Origin of the sequence: Vibrio sp. McD22-P3, from assembly GCF_021568915.1 — a bacterium.
In the GTDB taxonomy this organism is placed as follows: Bacteria; Pseudomonadota; Gammaproteobacteria; order Enterobacterales; family Vibrionaceae; genus Vibrio; species Vibrio mediterranei.
The window spans coordinates 26102-42205 of the sequence record NZ_JAKGTN010000033.1; the positions used below are offsets into that span (position 1 = coordinate 26102).

General features: G+C 44.6%; 13 protein-coding genes. 8 read left to right on the forward strand and 5 right to left on the reverse strand.

Going from position 1 to position 16104, the window contains the following annotated elements; genetic code table 11:
• Positions 1-121: 121 nt before the first annotated feature.
• A complete protein-coding gene (locus L2W36_RS25515) occupies positions 122-457 on the reverse strand; it encodes a 4a-hydroxytetrahydrobiopterin dehydratase (RefSeq protein WP_006070894.1) in 336 nt (111 codons plus the stop codon).
• Complete coding sequence (gene phhA, locus L2W36_RS25520) at positions 450-1241, reverse strand: phenylalanine 4-monooxygenase (protein WP_062458479.1); 792 nt, start codon at positions 1239-1241, stop codon at positions 450-452. The genes L2W36_RS25515 and phhA overlap by 8 nt, the downstream gene beginning before the upstream one ends.
• A 225-nt stretch (positions 1242-1466) precedes the next feature.
• On the opposite strand from phhA, the gene L2W36_RS25525 reads away from it, so the two are divergent.
• From L2W36_RS25525 to L2W36_RS25535, 3 genes are all read left to right on the forward strand, one after another.
• Complete coding sequence (locus L2W36_RS25525; RefSeq protein WP_236111917.1) at positions 1467-3443, forward strand: acetoacetate--CoA ligase; 1977 nt, start codon at positions 1467-1469, stop codon at positions 3441-3443.
• Positions 3444-3735: 292 nt separating this feature from the next.
• Positions 3736-4776 (forward strand): alpha/beta hydrolase, encoded by a 1041-nt coding sequence (locus L2W36_RS25530; protein ID WP_124941403.1) that lies wholly within the window; start codon positions 3736-3738, stop codon positions 4774-4776.
• Between the two features lie 73 nt (positions 4777-4849).
• Entirely contained in the window at positions 4850-6631 is a 1782-nt protein-coding gene (locus L2W36_RS25535) for a mechanosensitive ion channel family protein (protein ID WP_236111918.1), read from the forward strand.
• Between the two features lies 1 nt (position 6632).
• Here the strand turns inward: L2W36_RS25535 and L2W36_RS25540 are convergent, their stop codons facing one another.
• Positions 6633-7562, reverse strand: coding sequence for a LysR family transcriptional regulator (locus L2W36_RS25540; RefSeq protein WP_124941405.1), 930 nt, complete (start codon positions 7560-7562; stop codon positions 6633-6635).
• Between the two features lie 298 nt (positions 7563-7860).
• Between L2W36_RS25540 and L2W36_RS25545 the strand changes: the two genes are divergently transcribed.
• The 5 genes from L2W36_RS25545 (at position 7861) to L2W36_RS25565 (ending at position 14034) form a co-directional block, all read left to right on the forward strand.
• Positions 7861-8952, forward strand: a complete 1092-nt coding sequence (locus L2W36_RS25545) for a calcium:proton antiporter (RefSeq protein ID WP_236111919.1) — start codon at positions 7861-7863, stop codon at positions 8950-8952.
• Between the two features lie 87 nt (positions 8953-9039).
• Positions 9040-10431, forward strand: a complete 1392-nt coding sequence (locus L2W36_RS25550; RefSeq protein WP_236111920.1) for a magnesium transporter — start codon at positions 9040-9042, stop codon at positions 10429-10431.
• Positions 10432-10456: 25 nt separating this feature from the next.
• Positions 10457-11107: a MarC family NAAT transporter gene (locus tag L2W36_RS25555; protein ID WP_124941407.1), complete on the forward strand. Its 651-nt coding sequence runs from the start codon at positions 10457-10459 to the stop codon at positions 11105-11107.
• 275 nt (positions 11108-11382) lie between these two features.
• A complete protein-coding gene (locus L2W36_RS25560; RefSeq protein WP_236111921.1) occupies positions 11383-13164 on the forward strand; it encodes an alkyl sulfatase dimerization domain-containing protein in 1782 nt (593 codons plus the stop codon).
• A 192-nt stretch (positions 13165-13356) separates the two neighbouring features.
• Entirely contained in the window at positions 13357-14034 is a 678-nt protein-coding gene (locus L2W36_RS25565; RefSeq protein ID WP_236111922.1) for a hypothetical protein, read from the forward strand.
• Positions 14035-14073: 39 nt separating this feature from the next.
• Here the strand turns inward: L2W36_RS25565 and L2W36_RS25570 are convergent, their stop codons facing one another.
• Together L2W36_RS25570 and L2W36_RS25575 are read right to left on the reverse strand one after the other, a co-directional pair.
• Positions 14074-15252 carry an anaerobic sulfatase maturase gene (locus L2W36_RS25570; RefSeq protein WP_236111923.1) on the reverse strand — a complete coding sequence of 393 codons (1179 nt, stop codon included), beginning with the start codon at positions 15250-15252 and terminating at the stop codon, positions 14074-14076.
• 87 nt (positions 15253-15339) lie between these two features.
• Positions 15340-15933: a response regulator gene (locus L2W36_RS25575; RefSeq protein ID WP_006070887.1), complete on the reverse strand. Its 594-nt coding sequence runs from the start codon at positions 15931-15933 to the stop codon at positions 15340-15342.
• Positions 15934-16104 lie beyond the last annotated feature (171 nt).

Consider the following 16104-nt stretch of genomic DNA (forward strand, 5'->3'; position numbering starts at 1 on the left):
ATTTCAGCTAGAGAAACTGTAAGGAAACCTCATCTTTTTCTGTGTTTGTGTGAAGAGCAGCAATAAGAACAAGAAGGTATGCATCACAACATACCTTCTACACTAGATTCATTCGATGGGATTATGAGTGCGACAGCGAATCACATTTAGCCGCGCAGATAAAATCGTTTTGGTGTAATCCTTTTATTGAGTGGCTCCACCAAGTCACGGTTACCTTCCCCCACTCCAAAAGAATTGCAGGGTGATGAAACTCATCTTCTGCTAGCTCAGCAATCTTATTAGAAAAGGCCCAAGCCAATTTAAAATTCTTAAAACTAAACTGTTTTTCTAACTGAGGAATCCCATCTCTCTCGATAATGCTCCAGCCGTTCAGTTCTGTCAGTAGTTGTTGCTGTTCTTCCTTCGTTAATGCCAGTGCATCGCTACTACACGCTTCACAGCGCAGTTCATTAAGCATGAGTCTTATCCTTTGGTTCAAATAGTGGTGGCAACAATCCAGCGTTCATCGCTCGATTAACGTATTCGGTGAGACCGCCCGATCGTAGTTGGTATAGTTGGTCAATATCGTCCAGTACAAAGTAGGTCGGCTGCATGATATCAATGCGGTACGGAGTTCTTAACACGGTATCCAAGTCGAAAGCTTGGCGCAGTGCTCGTTCATCATCTAACGCATAGAGAGTTTCTCCCGGTGAAGAGAGAATTCCACCGCCGTAAATTTTAGTTAGACCGTTTTGTTCCACTAAACCAAACTCAACGGTAAACCAGTACAGTCGAGCCAAATATACTCGCTGTTTGGCGTCAGCATCACTGCCTAGCTTGCCGTAGATTCGAGTAAATTCGGCAAATTGCGGATTGGTCAACATGGCACAATGACCAAATACCTCATGAAAGAAGTCGGGCTCTTGTAAGTAGTCAAACTCTTCTCTCGACCGCAAAAACGTCGCAACAGGAAACTTGCGGTCGGCCAATAACGCGAAAAATCGGTCAAAATCAATAAGCGCCGGTACTGGCTCCACTTGCCACCCCGTTTCTCTATGTAGCACTCGGTTAATTTCAGGTAGCTGCGGAACACGATCAAGGGGTAGATCTAACAAGTCTAGGCCGTGCAAATACTCCTTACACGCTCTCTCTTTCACCAAATCGAGCTGTCGAACAACCAAGTCATGCCATATCTGATCTTCCTCGCTGCTCCACTCCACAAAACCGAGCTCGTTCACAGGTTTTGATACGTACTGAGTCATCTCGTCACCATTAACAACTTTGTTACATTAAGCCTATGTGCGGAGAAATTTGCTGACAATAATTCAATCAGACTCTAATGCGCATCGCGGTGTAACAATTTATTTACATTTGAACGAATTCTTTCGACTTATCAATATATTGTTTTCAGCTCCCTCAATTTGACGTATTGAGGATTCGCACCAAAACTTAATCACAATTCATCGCATTAAGTACAAAGGAAGCGCATGCCAAATAACGACATGGATCACATCCCACTCTGGTCGCCTTCTCCCGAGCGAGTCGAGGGTTCTCATCTCAAAGCGTTTATGCAAGTACTGGAACAACAAGGGCTCAGCTTTAGTGATTATGCTCATTTGCATCAGTGGTCCATCAGCCAGCCAGAGTCCTTTTGGAATGAAGTATGGGATTATTGTGGTGTAGTTGGAGACAGGCATGCGCCGAGTTGCCAGTTAGGTTCGCCAAAATGGGACAAACCTGTCGTCGCTAGAGACACGTTCTGGTTCCCCAATGCGACATTAAATTATGCCGAAAATCTCCTAGCTTACGGCAAGGCTCACCCTTCTGAACTTGCTATTTACTTTCAGAACGAAAATCATCAGTCGTCTCACCTTACTTGGCAGCAGTTAATTGAGCAGGTCTCCATCGTCCAACAATGGCTTATTGAGTTGGGTATTGCTGAAGGCGATGTCGTAGCGGGCTATTTGCCACATATTCCTCATACAGTTATCGCCATGCTCGCAGCAACCAGTTTAGGTGCGATATGGACTTCCACCTCTCCCGATTTCGGCGTGGACAGTGTCATCGAACGGTTTGGGCAAGTTGAACCTAAAATCCTATTCTGTTGCGACGGTTACCATTTCAATGGCAAGGCTTTCGGAATGATTGAGAAAAACCAAAGCCTTATCGACGCTCTGCCTTCGATTAACCAAGCTTGCCTGATTCGCTATTCTGACCAGCACGATGCCCAAATGGAAAATGCTGTGGATTGGGACTCCCTAGCACAGCGTTTTTCGCCTATGCCAGTCACCTTCCATCGCGTTAAGTTTAATGCACCTTTGTTCGTTCTCTACTCTTCGGGTACAACAGGCAAACCCAAATGTATTGTGCATTCTGTCGGTGGCACTACTATCAACCACTTGAAAGAGCATCAACTCCATTGTGATATCAAGCCCCAAGACCGCGTGTTCTATTACACCACTTGTGGTTGGATGATGTGGAACTGGCAAGTCTCTGCCTTGGCATCGGGGGCAACATTGGTGATATTTGATGGCAGCCCTGTCTATCCCAAAGTAAACACCCTTTGGCAACTCGCTCATAAAGCTGAGGTTACTCTGTTTGGCACATCTGCAAAGTACCTTGAGACTTTACAAAAGCTCCATTACCAACCCAACGAACACTTCGCTTTACCACAACTCAAAACACTGTGTTCAACAGGCTCCGTCCTTTATCCGCAACAGTTTGATTTCGTCTATGACGCGATAAAACCAGACTTGCATCTGGCTTCTATATCAGGGGGAACCGATATTTGTGGCTGTTTTGTCTTGGGTAACCCTGTGTCCCCAGTCTACAGAGGAGAATGCCAAGCACCGGGACTAGGGCTGGATATAAGAGTATTCAATGAACAGGGTAATAGCGTGGTTGAACAGCGTGGAGAGCTGGTATGTCGCAACAGTTTTCCCAATCAGCCTATCGGTTTTTGGAGCGATAAGGGCGAACGCTATCACAATGCGTATTGGGCTGAATTCCCAGGAGTTTGGAATCATGGCGACGATGTAATGCAAAGTCCTACTGGCGGTATGACCTTTTTTGGTCGAAGTGACGCTACTCTTAATCCGGGAGGTGTTCGTATTGGAACTGCAGAAATATACCAGCAAGTGAACCAGTTGGAGGAAATCAGTGACGCTATCGCGGTTGGTCGGGTTCAGAATGGCAATGAAACCGTGGTCCTGTTTGTTCAACTTAGCGACACGGCCACGCTTGATGACGTCTTAAAACAACGCATTAAACAAACCCTGAAAACACACTGCTCTCCACGTCATGTTCCTTCAGAGATCTATCCGATCAGCGAAGTACCGCGAACCAAGTCAGGCAAGTTAGTAGAGCTAGCGGTCAAGCAAACGCTACATGGTCAACCGGTCAAGAACCAAGGGGCGATTGCTAACCCCTGGGTTCTAGAAGAAGTGAAAAGCCACTTTGTATAACGTAACTTCAAGGTTTGATCACTAATCGCTATACACTCATACGCAATGCGAAGAAAAAGAAGAACGCTAGATAGCCAGTGAACACCAGAGCCAGTGATAAATACTTCATTGTTTCTACCTTAGTCAGCTATTTCCGATGTTATAACAAACTCACTAGTGCAAACCGAGGAATTGGAGAAATTCATTTCTGAACCGCAAAACTGAATTTCTCTAATTCATCGTAAAGGCTTTCGGAACCGTGAAGAATAGCGCTCAACAATTAAACAAAAATCAATCTATGTTGAGAGCCAGTATGAGAAACTACATTACTAAAACGATGACCGCACTATCATTAACGGGAGTGATGACCGCCTCTGTTATGGCAAGCATCACAATACCCGAGCGCACGATTCCGACCCCTCCCGGAGTGTCAGAGGAACTTGCTTCGATAATAGAACAAAAAGTTTATCCGACAGGTGTTCCCATTCCAACAACGGATGAAGAGTGGCAAGCCGCGCGATCTGCTCTAGACTCTCTCCATGCGGACATTGCTGTTACAGCGGCAGAGCGACTTGGCGTCCATTATGAACGAAAAATCTTCGCGGGTGTCGATACCTTTTTCGTTACACCTAAGAAAGTATCACCTCAATATCAAGATAGATGGCTGGTACACGTTCACGGAGGGGCATTTGTCTTTGGCGGCGATGAGTCCGCATTACGTGAGGCTATTTGGGTTGCTGATGGATTAAATGCAAAGGTTATTTCGGTGAACTACCGACAACCACCTGAACATCCATTCCCAGCAGCGATCGACGATACTGTTGCCGTTTGGAAGGAACTAATAAAAATACAACCAGCAGAAAAAACCGCTCTATTTGGTACGTCAGCAGGTGGTAATATTACTCTAACCACAACACTCAAACTCAAAGAACTCGGTGCACCACTGCCCGGTGTTCTGTTTGCAGGAACCCCTGCCACTGACCTGAAAGAAACATCGGATAGTTGGCTTACATTGCAAGGTCTCGACCCATTAGGCGGACGAGACGGTATTATTAACGCAGCTTTCGATGTCTACGCCAATGGAGAGCCACTGGACAATCCTTTATTGTCTCCAGTTTATGGCGATCTTTCTAACTTCCCACCAACGATATTAATTTCAGGCACTAGGGATTTGTTGCTAAGTGACACGGTTAGAATGCATCGAGCGTTAAGAGCTCAGAACATTGACGCACAGCTGCATATCTACGATGGTCAAACACACGCTGATTACTTACAGAGCCTCGTTCAGCCAGTACCTGAGTCTGACGATGCCCTCAAAGAACTATCACGCTTCTTTGATAAACACATCAACTAACCGTCACATTGCTGAGTTGAAGCGAGTACTCTCGCTTCAACTCCCCTCCTCTAGCAATTGTCAGGAGTATTACATGTCACTCACTCATCGATTTCGCTGGTTAACACCACTGCTTCTTTGCGTACTTTGTTCTCCTAGCTTTGCTGCTACTTCTAGACAGCTATCGAGCACCTCTTCCCCTCAACAAACCCTTAATAGCTTCATACAGGCTTCTGATGAGCTCATCCAATACTGGCAACAGGAAGAACTACGTACTATTGGAGCCGAGCTTGCATTAGCACAAGCTATTCGAACCATGGACCTATCGCTCGTTCCGAACCGAACTCGAACCGTAGTCGTGATGGAGCGCATTATTTTACTTCGTGAGATTATAGATCGTCTTGATTCAGAAGCCCTAAAAGCGCTACCAAAATCGTCATCCTACGATTTTTGGCGCTTTGATAATACAGACATAACAATCACCAAACTGACTGATGGTGAACGTGCAGGCCAATACGTATTTTCGGCAAACACGATCCAGCAATTACCTAGGTGGTACCGAACACTACAGCCTTTGCCCTATAACAGCTCAGAACGGCTCGACTATTATACGGTTTTCATACATTCACCAGGCCCACTTTTCCCCAAACAATTTATCGCGTCACTGCCTGATAAGGTCCATATTCTTTACGGCCCATTACCACTTTGGCAGTGGATTGCTGTTCTACTACTTGCCAGCACCTGCTATGCGTCCATAAAAATGAGTGTTTATTTAGGCCAACGTTGGAACCAACATTGGGCACAGAAAAATTTGAAATGGAAAGTTGGCAAACTGATTTCATTAATCAGCTGTGGCTTTATTCTTTACCTCACTCGTCAAGTCATGGATCAAGGTATCTGGTTAACCGGAGGGGTATATCAGTTCATAACAACGTGTTTCTTTTTAGCACAGTTCTATATTTTATCTTGGCTCATTATGGCTACTTTTAAGTACGGCGCGGCCTTATATGCCTTTAAAAGAAACAATGGAAAACACGTAGACTCCTCACTAATTACCGTTTTGTCGCGTATTTTCGGTGGCCTCACTATCATCATACTTGGTATTTATGTCATCGAATTTATGGGGTTTTCCATCTCCCCTTTACTCGCAGGTATTGGTGTAGGAGGTCTAGCCGTTGCCTTGGCAATTCGACCGGTACTGGAGAACGTCATCAACGGGTTAACGCTGTATGCTGATGGCGGTATAAAAATTGGTGAGTTGTGTCGTTATGGCGACAAGCTCGGCACTATCGAGAGCATTGGTTTACGATCAACTCGGATCCGTACTCTAGAGCGATCATTAATCACCATACCTAACTCTGAGTTTGCAAACATGGAAATTGATAATCTTGAAAGGCGTGACAAAAGGAGGATGGAGCACACTCTGCGCATTCGACCAGAGCTCACTCAAGAGCAGCTTAAAGTTCTCATTGTTAGCATACGCCGAGTACTTTTACAGCACCCTAAAGTCGAACCCGAGCCGATACGTGTACGTTTTTGTGGTATAGGTGAGTTTGCTATTTTGGTCAACACTATGTGCTATATCCATTGCAAAGACAACGAAGAATTCTTGTCAATACAAGAAGATATTCTCTTTCTTATGGCCCAGAAAATTGAAACTATTGGTGCGCAACTCGCCTTCTCGACCCAATACCAGTTCGCCGGGCACCTCTCCAAAACTGACCAAGGATTAGCCGAAGAAGCGAAGCAAATTGTAGAAACTTGGCATACCACCAATAACTACCCATTTCCTGACTTTAGCTACGAATACAAACATGAAATCAAAAGTAGTACAGTGTTTCCGGCGAAGACCTCCTCGGTCAATAGACATGGTTAGACTAATATTCCGGCTGTACTACATCATCAAAATAGGACTGTAACGCTTGGTGCACCAGTTGATTCAATGGGTACCCTCGTTTTGTTTGCAGGTATCCACCAACAATATTGACTTCACGTAACTCTTTAGGAAACTTAGGCAGAGGGTAACAAGCTAACTCAGGCTCCAGCTCCGTCATATAACTGCTTCCGTAAAGAATCGCGTCAGAGTTCTTTAATTTATGCAGCAGTACCTTAACGCTGTGGGTAACCAACGCAACATTCGCTTGGTAACCTTTTGATTGGTAGATATCTTCGATGGGTGATCGCTTTGAGTTAATTCCATCCATCTCAACTCGTGTTAAAGGCAGAGAATGGATCGCATCCCATTCGCTAGATTTAGTCAGAACAGGGTGATTCTTTCGCGCTACCAGACATAGTTTAATCGCACTCAGGTGGTGCTGATAAATCTCTTGTGGTAGAGGGTAACCCTCAAAATGAATAAGGTAGTCAATGTGACCGTTAAAAACATCCGTCAACGAATCAGGCTGCCAATAAACAAGCTTGAGCTTCGCTTTAGGCAGTACCGCCCTAAGCACCTCAAAGATACCTACCCCATATACTTCTAAGAAAAAGATATGCATCGCGATAACAAGCTCACCATCAAACTCACGCGGTTCAAAATCTCGATACGACTCAACAACTTTTATAATCGGCGTGAACATTTCATCGGAAGCTTGAGCCAGCTTCTCAGCGAGCTCTGATGGTTCGACTCCATGCGCTTTACGGATAAAAAGTTGGTCGCCAAATACTTCTCGAAGTTTAGCTAAACCTCGGCTAACACTGGTTTGGGAAATCCCAAGCTGACTAGCGGCTGCATGAGTATTTTTTGTTTCTACCACGGCACGGAGCAGCTTCAAGAGATTAAGATCCAACTCTTTGATTTCTTTCATTCTCTAACCTATTTATTTCCTTATATATTCAACTATGAGCGAATATGACAATCGAAGCAAATGGTATTATTGCTGTTATATCCTCCCTCTCCTTCTGCTCAGTAAATCAAAGACTGAAAGGATCTTCTCGCCCCTACACAACATTTAAGCCACGAATGAATTTCTCTAATTCATGGTCGGCACCCTTTCTAGCAATTAATGTTCACCCAAAGATCTACTGATAGGAATCAGTAGCCTATGCCATCAATCTGTCGTTAAAAGGAGGCAACGACATACTGGATCTCATAAAAGGCTGAACATGTTCAAGGCTTTAAAACAAGAGTACACGCTGCTACTTGGCATCGTGGCCATCGTTTTTTTTAAACTAATTGGTGATAACTTGCTCAACGGCAGTCTTTCCGTTGTCCCTTATATCCTCACTACCGGATTACTATTCTACGTGGTGATGACTGCGATATTTGCTGTGGTAAGGCATTCCGATGCCCTGGCGATCAAACTAGGCGACCCCTACGGCACGCTGATTCTTACGCTTTCTGTTGTGTTACTTGAAGTCATTATGGTGTCGTCGGTCATGTTAACGGGAGAGTCTAATCCGGTTTTAGCCCGAGACACCATGTTTGCCGTTGTTATGGCCGTATTGAATGGATTTGTCGGCATTACCCTCCTGATTGGGGGCCTAAAATACCATACGCAAACCTATAACCTAGATGGAATAAAAGCTTACCTTGTTGCGATCATTCCACTCGCCATGCTGTGCCTCATTCTGCCTAATTTCACCAGTATGGACTCCTTTGGCAATATGTCAGCAGGGTTAACGTGGACACTAGTACTGACATCTATCGCTCTGTATGGTGTGTTTTTGTTTGTTCAAACCAGAAGCCATACTCACTTTTTCATAGACGCAGATAATGAAGATGAGCACGACTACCACGGTCCGTTGCACAGCAACGCTTACCACACGCTCATGCTCATCTGCTACCTTGTAGTGGTTATCCTTCTTGCTAAGAGTCTCGCCATACCTATCAACGATGGTATCAGTGAACTTGGCGCTCCCGCGGCACTTGGCGGCCTCGTCGTAGCCTTAATCATTCTTGCTCCTGAAGCCGTTGGCGCTATCAAAGCGGCCATCACAAACCAACTGCAACGTGCTATGAATCTTTTTTTCGGTTCAGTGCTTGCCACGATTGCTCTGACCGTGCCTGCCGTTCTTTTGATTTCCGGCACTATGAACGAGCCGATCCGCCTGGGATTAGGGCCAGCGGAAATGGTGCTTTTGGTTGCCACCCTCCTCATGACAAGCGTGAGTTTCAGTAGCGGTCGAACTAACTCACTAAATGGTGCTACGCATTTAGTGTTGTTCTTTGCCTACATCATTTTGATGTTTGATTAACGCACGACATATCCCAAGTGCTGGCAGCCTTCGGACTGCCAACATTAGAACGCGGATATATTCGCAACAAACGTTAAGGTTCTCGTCATGTCTTTTCTTACAGTATCACTAGATTCGGAAGAAACCGTTACTCTGTACAATGAGGTGTTAAATGGCATTAAATCTTCAAATGTTACAACAATTCAATTAAACATTGAGCAAGCGGATGCAACGCTGCTTCCCCATGTATTACGTAAACTCACGTCTGATGAACGAGTTAAACTGTGGCAGCTAGTCAGTGAAGCCTCACCTATACTGGCCGCTAATCTGCTTGACCACTTTAGCGACACTGAGCTAATTCATTTGGTTCAGGCGCTACCGCTTTCTGTAACAACTGTCCTCTTTCAATATATCCGTGCAGCTGACCGACGTATGTTGATCAGCCATCTACCCGCTGAAGCTCAACACCAGTTAAAACTAGCATTGCCACCGACTTGGAAACATGAAGAAAAAGCAGCACTCGCCTATCCGGCAAGTTCCGCGGGTGGGATCTGTAAGAGCGAAATCCTCAAAGTGGACGAGAGCACCACAGTGGCCGATCTAGGTGCTATTTTGAGAGCCGAAGAACATAGTGCTGATCGTTTAGAGTGGCGTCATATCTATCTACATGACTCTACAGGGGCATACCTAGGTACACTCAAGATCCGCGATATATTCCTGCGCCCGTATAGCGCAAAACTCTCTGGCTATCTTGATCCAAGCGTTCCTACCGTATTACCCGAGCAGGATCTCAACACATTGAAAAGCATATTGGACAATACGTTTCACCCAATTATTCCAGTGGTGGATGAAGCAGGCTTTCAAATCGGCGCTGTCGGTTCAAAACAGCTAAACGAGGCGTTATATGAACGCTCGAAACAACAGCTGCTAGAGCAGTCAGGCATATGGGGAGGCGATGAATGTCGTACCATGCCCAATAACGTGAGGAATTTACGTCGGTTAGCCTTCTTAATCCCGTCGGTCATATTAAGCTACGCCGCTGTGTCGATCATTGCAGCCTACGAACCTATTGTTGAGCAAATCGCGGTGCTAGCAGCGATTTTGCCGCTAGTTGCCAATCTTTCGGGTGCAGCAGGAAACCAAGCGGTCGCAGTCTCAATTAGAGAGCTATCAACCGGACATCTTTCGCCTAAAGATCTATTGTATGTCGTCAGCAAAGAACTTCCTATCGGCGCTATAAATGGGATTCTAATCGGTCTAGTACTTACCGTCTTAACACTGCTGTCGCACGGTGGTGCCCACGTCGATCTGCCATTACTGATTGGCCTCGCCTACGCTTTTTCCTCTTCAGTCGCAGTGGTGATTGGCGGCTCCCTACCGCTGCTGCTTAAACGGCTCGGCCTCGATCCAGCCATGCTCTCAAGTCCAATCCTAACCACATTAACTGATGCTATCTCATTCTTTAGCGTCCTCTATTTAGCACAGTCTTTCTTATTGTAATAAAAAGCAAATTCCGGAATTAGATATGAATATAGAAACCCTCTTAACTTACTTAAGTTTAACGGTCGTTGGTTTATTGCCAATGATGAATCCACCTGCCGCCGCGACGGTCTTGCTTGGATTGAGTAAAGGTAGAAACAAAAGTTATATCGTCTCACAGGCAAAAACCGTCGGCCTTTATTTGTTCTTTGCTTTGTGTATTACCTTTTTTATTGGTGCTTCCGTCCTTGAATTATTCAGTATTTCCATTCCTAGTCTTCGCTTGGGTGGCGGGATTATTATCATCGCGATTGGATTCAATATGCTGTTTCCAAAGAAAGACGTGGATAATACAAGCCCCGGCCAAGACTCTATCGCGCTAGTACCACTGACCATTCCCTCTCTTTGTGGTCCTGGAACCATGGCGCTAATTATTAGTCTTGCAGCTGAGCTCGCCATTCACAAAGATGAGCTGCACATGATAAGTGTATACAGCGGCGTCATTTCTGGATTTGCTGTCGTTTCTCTCATAGCAGCTTTCACGCTGAGTATGGCTTATCCACTACTCAAAGCGCTTGGCCAGAATGGAATTAATGCCTTCACTCGAATTATGGGATTTCTATTGATTTGTATGGGGGTTCAGTTCTTTACCTTGGGTATTGAAGAAATTGTTCAGGATATCTATCACGCCTTTTAGTTAGAAAATAGGTTTATACATATAGTTGCTTTCACCTTAGTGGGCACTTATTCACGCAACCACTCAACGTCTCTTTTCGACGTTGAGTGGTTGCAAAAATGAATCGCTGCAATTCATAGTTTTAACGCCTATCGCTCCGTACACTTGCTTCCAAACCAACTGGGGCAGAACCCCATAACTTGTGTCCCAATTAATCACTTAGTCATCGTTAAACATGGAAAGCAGATATTGAGTCGTGATGTTACCGGACACCACAATGTAGACAGGTTTACACCATGAAAACAAACGCTTCTCTTACATCTATAAAACCTCTAACTATAACCATTATGAGTTTGGCACTTGCCGGAACAGTAAGTGCTTCACAGAATCAGTACGGGATGTCTTTGCACCACGAGCTGGTGACAACCCACAATGGAGCAATTACGACACAACCACAGGCAGCCGTTAACGCTGAATGGGATGTTGCGGCAAAGCAAGTCACCCAAATCACCGACGGTGTATATCGAATTGCTGGTTGGGGTATTGGCAACATCATAGCGTTGGAAGGTCCTGAAGGATGGATAATCGTCGATACGGGTGACAACACCGAATACGCCACTCAGCAACGCAAAGCGCTTGAAAAAGAGGTCGGTCATGAGATCACCGTTGCTGGTATTCTCTACACACACTCTCACTATGTTCACGGATCAACTGTCTGGCTTGATGACAATACTCTGGTCTTCGGTCATGAAGACCTCATGGACAATCTACAAGCAGATGCTGGTGTCAATGTACTAAGCGGCAATTTTAGCACCAGAGCCGCCATTCAGTTTGGAATGCTGCACCCTGAGCAAGGAGAGGACGCCTTTCCTAGTATGCTAGGGTTTAGCATTAATAAACTCACTGGTGACTCTGGCTTTATCGCCCCCGATATTACATTCCAAAACGGTATGGTAGAAACCCATTCCATTGCGGGTCTCACTGTAGAGGTATTACCGAGTCAAACCGACGTACTCGACTCGGTCGCGTTTTACTTCCCACACCAGAAGGTATTAGTGACCAATGCCATCAATCAGGGAAGTCTCTTCAACTTATACACACTAAGGGGTGATATTTATCGAGATCCAATGCGCTTAGTTCAAGCTGCAGATTTAGCTTTAACGCGTGATATTGAGTTCCATGTAGACATTCACGGCGCAGCAAATATTGGTAAGGACAGTGCCCGAGAAGCCATTACATACTTCCGCGATACGATGCAGCTTATCCACGACCAAACGTACCGAGGAATAGCAATGGGTAAAGACGCTCAAGACATTGCGGAATGGATTTACATGCCCAAGAACCTCCGTGCCAATAATGAGACCTATGGTCAAGTCGAGAGCTACGCTAAGCAAGTATACAATGCCAGAATCGGATGGATGGGTTGGGATGTTTACGATATCAATCCGTTAACAAAACAACAGCAAGCTAAAAGAACTATCGAAGCCATGGGTGGTGTCGACAAAGTTACCTCAATAGCTCAAACAGCGCTTGAAAAAGGAGATTTAGCAAGTATCCAATGGAGTTTGTTTTTAACATCGCAATTGCAAAATTTAAACGCGATGTCAGATCAAGCCAAACAGATTCGGGCGAACAGCGCACGAAAACTGGGGCAACACACCACGTCAGCGAATGCTCGAGGGTTTTATATTTCGGAAGCTATACTCCATGAAGGAAGTATGACTTTTGGTAATGAGACCATCACCCATTACCAACAGCTAAGCAACATACTGGGGGCGCTTGATGCGCACAAGCTTGCTAACTCCACTCTAGAAGACAACGTTCAATATCTACGCTTTATGATTGATTCACGTTTAGCCGAAAATAAGCAGGTGCAATTTAACTTACGATTCACCGATAAAAAAGTGAATTACGCTTTAGAACTTAGAAACGGTGTTATCGCTATCACAGACCATCCGAATTCAGGCAAAACAATTGAGCTAACTAAAACAGAATGGGACGAGATTATTCTTGGAAAGAGTAACTTCGCTACCCTTGACGAAGAGCTGAAACTGCTCGATCACGCGATAGGACGATAAGCTTCCAACTTACTCTGTTTTATCTCCTTTCTATCTCATATAGAGAGGAGATATCTGCAAATTTGAATTTCTCTAATTCATCGTCAACATCAATCACAAAACATAAAGTAGCGTTATTGAAACGGCTCACAGACGACGGATTGCACGCTTATTCATGGATGAGTTAAATATTGATTAATACAGAGAGTAACAATGAAAAAAGTAACCACTGTCGCAGCAATTTTAACTACCCTATTTTCTACTTCGGCTTTAGCAAATAAAAATATCGACTTCTCAAACCCATACACATTGTATAACGGTCTTTCCGTTGGTTACGGCAGTAATAATTTCGACGTAAACGCGCAATTTGCTAGCCAAGTTAATAACAGCTGGAGTTTATTAGGGACATATCATAGTGACGACAATTTTGACAATCACGACCTAAGGCTTAATGTCATCCACAATACTGGTGTTGGCTATTTTGTTGGTTATAACTACGATTCCAACTTCGACAATAGAAACCTCCGTGCAAACACTGGCGAACTTGGTGTGCACGTAAACGTGCCGCTAAATAAAGAGCTTCGCTTGGTCCCAGAGTTAACCTTAGGTTCATTTGAGCACCAACATATGTCGAACACCGCTTACTATACGCAGTTGTCGCTAAGTATGGTTTACAACACAAGTAACAACATCTGGTTCAGTGTTACTCCAGAATACACCTATAGCTTCAACGACCTTAAAGAAGACAATGGGCATCGTTCTAGTTTTAGGAGTTGGGATGTCATCGCGGATGCGGGTTACAAGATTAATAACAACCAGAGTTTGGTTTACACCTATCAATACGACAAAGGGGATCATCTCTCCCTCATCTCATACCGAATTGGTTTCTAGCTTATTTCCAGCCCGCTTAACGCGGGCTTCTTGTTTAATTTAGCGCTGTAGGAAAATCGGGTACACAGCGGCTGGATGTCCCTGCTTTATCGCTTCCAACATAGCTCCAAAATAAGGCATAGAATGGATAAAAAACTTCTTATATCCCAAACATAAGTTATTCAGTCCGGGTTCAAGGTCGACCGTCATGGCCGTTCGCTCTTTTGGACACCCCCCGTTACACATAGGACGGAAGTGACAATCACGACACTGTTTTGGTAAAGATTTGAGCTTATTGACACCAAATTCAATCTGTTGTTGAGAAGACGCCACAGAACCTATGTCAATGACATCAATATCACCCACCTTGTAGTCTTCATAACTGTAATGATCACAAGAATACACGGAGCCATCATGTTCAAGCATCATTTGCTGGCCACACGTTTCTGAGTGAAAGCACATCTGACTTGGCTGCCCTGCTAAAATGCCAAGCGTGTTTTCAAAAAACTGCACAAAGACTTTGCCCACATCATTTTTGCGCCACTCGTCAAACACATCACACAGAAAGTGTCCCCATTGATGAGGCGTTAACGACCAGTCTTTATCACTTCGCCTATCCAATGGATGCTCAACACAGGGCTGAAACTGGATAACACTCGCCCCTAAAGCCTTTAATTTGAGGTAAGTCGCCTTACCTAAACGAGCGTTATCACTATGGACGACCGTCAGTGTATTGAACTGCACCTTGTACTTTTTCAATAATTCCAATCCACGCAGAACTCGGGAATATGTGGGGTTTCCTTTTACGTCAGGACGGCCATGATTGTGATTAAGTTCGTCACCATCAATACTCAGTCCGATTAGAAAGTTATTCTCTTTGAAGAACTTTGCCCATTTCTCATTGATGAGCGTGCCATTACTCTGGAAGGTATTCGTAATGGTCATTCCTGGACGAGCGTGCTTTTTTTGTAACTTTACAGCCAACAGATAAAAGTCTAATCCGCGCAAGGCGGGCTCCCCCCCCTGCCAGCTAAAGTCAACAAATTTGATGTGCTTAGGTTGCGCAGCAATATACTGTTGAACATACATTTCGAGCATTGCTTCAGACATCTGCATCGTTGCACCCGATTTATAACGTTCTTCTTTTCTTAAGTAGTAGCAATAGTGACAATCTAGGTTGCACTTAGAACCAACAGGCTTAACTAGCAGATGAAATGGATGTTTGGATGAAGTGCTCATAAATAGCCCCTATTCGATTTTTTACCATTATCGTTGCAGGGCATTTATCACTCTACTAGGAGATTTCCCAATTGAGTGAAGTCACGCTCACACCAGATTACGGCTATGGGCCCAAGCGATCAACTCAGAAGCACTTTTCAAATCCAACTGTTCCATCATTTTGTACTTGTGATACTCGACTGTTTTAGAGGAAATATTCAGTTCTAGTGCGACCTTCTTAGCCGACAGGCCTTGTGCAAGAAACTTTAGGATATCAAGCTGGCGAGCAGTGAGCTGCGTTTTTTGTTCAATAATTGTCTGCAATTCATCGGGCACATAGGATTCGCCAGCAAGTACTTTCTCCATGGTTTTTGCCAATTCAAAGCCAGCTTGGTGTTTAAGCACATATCCGTTGGCACCATATTCAAACGCTGCTTTCACGATTTCCGGCTCATCGTGCATTGATAAACACACTATTGCGCTGTTCGGAGCGGCTCTTTTAATTAGGGAGATCGTGGTATTGAGTTGCATACCTGGCATCGAGATATCAGTAATCACCAGATCGGGTTGATGTTTTTTGACCAATTGTACTAACTCGTGGGCATCAACACCAATACCCACTACTTGATGGCTCAATTCTACCAAGCGCGCAATGCCTTCACTCACTATTTGGTGATCATCGGCTATCACTACTGTCGCCATACATAATCCTCATGTCGATTGATTTGCAGTTTTACCCGAGCGCCAGAAAGGGTTGGACTTGAATCTAATGTTACCCCCCTCTGGCAGGATTGTTGTCACTGTTAAAATTTAACCAGTATGGGCGGTATTGAGTAAACTTTGTCTCGTATACCAGCAGAAAGAAAAGAAGCC

Excerpts from the sequence above, each read along its gene's own strand:
- L2W36_RS25570 (WP_236111923.1), bottom strand. The coding sequence starts at position 15,252 with ATGAGCACTTCATCCAAACATCCATTTCATCTGCTAGTTAAGCCTGTT.
- L2W36_RS25535 (WP_236111918.1), top strand. The coding sequence starts at position 4,850 with ATGTCACTCACTCATCGATTTCGCTGGTTAACACCACTGCTTCTTTGC.
- L2W36_RS25575 (WP_006070887.1), bottom strand. The coding sequence starts at position 15,933 with ATGGCGACAGTAGTGATAGCCGATGATCACCAAATAGTGAGTGAAGGC.
- L2W36_RS25550 (WP_236111920.1), top strand. The coding sequence starts at position 9,040 with ATGTCTTTTCTTACAGTATCACTAGATTCGGAAGAAACCGTTACTCTG.
- L2W36_RS25555 (WP_124941407.1), top strand. The coding sequence starts at position 10,457 with ATGAATATAGAAACCCTCTTAACTTACTTAAGTTTAACGGTCGTTGGT.
- L2W36_RS25540 (WP_124941405.1), bottom strand. The coding sequence starts at position 7,562 with ATGAAAGAAATCAAAGAGTTGGATCTTAATCTCTTGAAGCTGCTCCGT.
- phhA (WP_062458479.1), bottom strand. The coding sequence starts at position 1,241 with ATGACTCAGTACGTATCAAAACCTGTGAACGAGCTCGGTTTTGTGGAG.
- L2W36_RS25525 (WP_236111917.1), top strand. The coding sequence starts at position 1,467 with ATGCCAAATAACGACATGGATCACATCCCACTCTGGTCGCCTTCTCCC.
- L2W36_RS25545 (WP_236111919.1), top strand. The coding sequence starts at position 7,861 with ATGTTCAAGGCTTTAAAACAAGAGTACACGCTGCTACTTGGCATCGTG.
- L2W36_RS25560 (WP_236111921.1), top strand. The coding sequence starts at position 11,383 with ATGAAAACAAACGCTTCTCTTACATCTATAAAACCTCTAACTATAACC.
- L2W36_RS25565 (WP_236111922.1), top strand. The coding sequence starts at position 13,357 with ATGAAAAAAGTAACCACTGTCGCAGCAATTTTAACTACCCTATTTTCT.
- L2W36_RS25515 (WP_006070894.1), bottom strand. The coding sequence starts at position 457 with ATGCTTAATGAACTGCGCTGTGAAGCGTGTAGTAGCGATGCACTGGCA.
- L2W36_RS25530 (WP_124941403.1), top strand. The coding sequence starts at position 3,736 with ATGAGAAACTACATTACTAAAACGATGACCGCACTATCATTAACGGGA.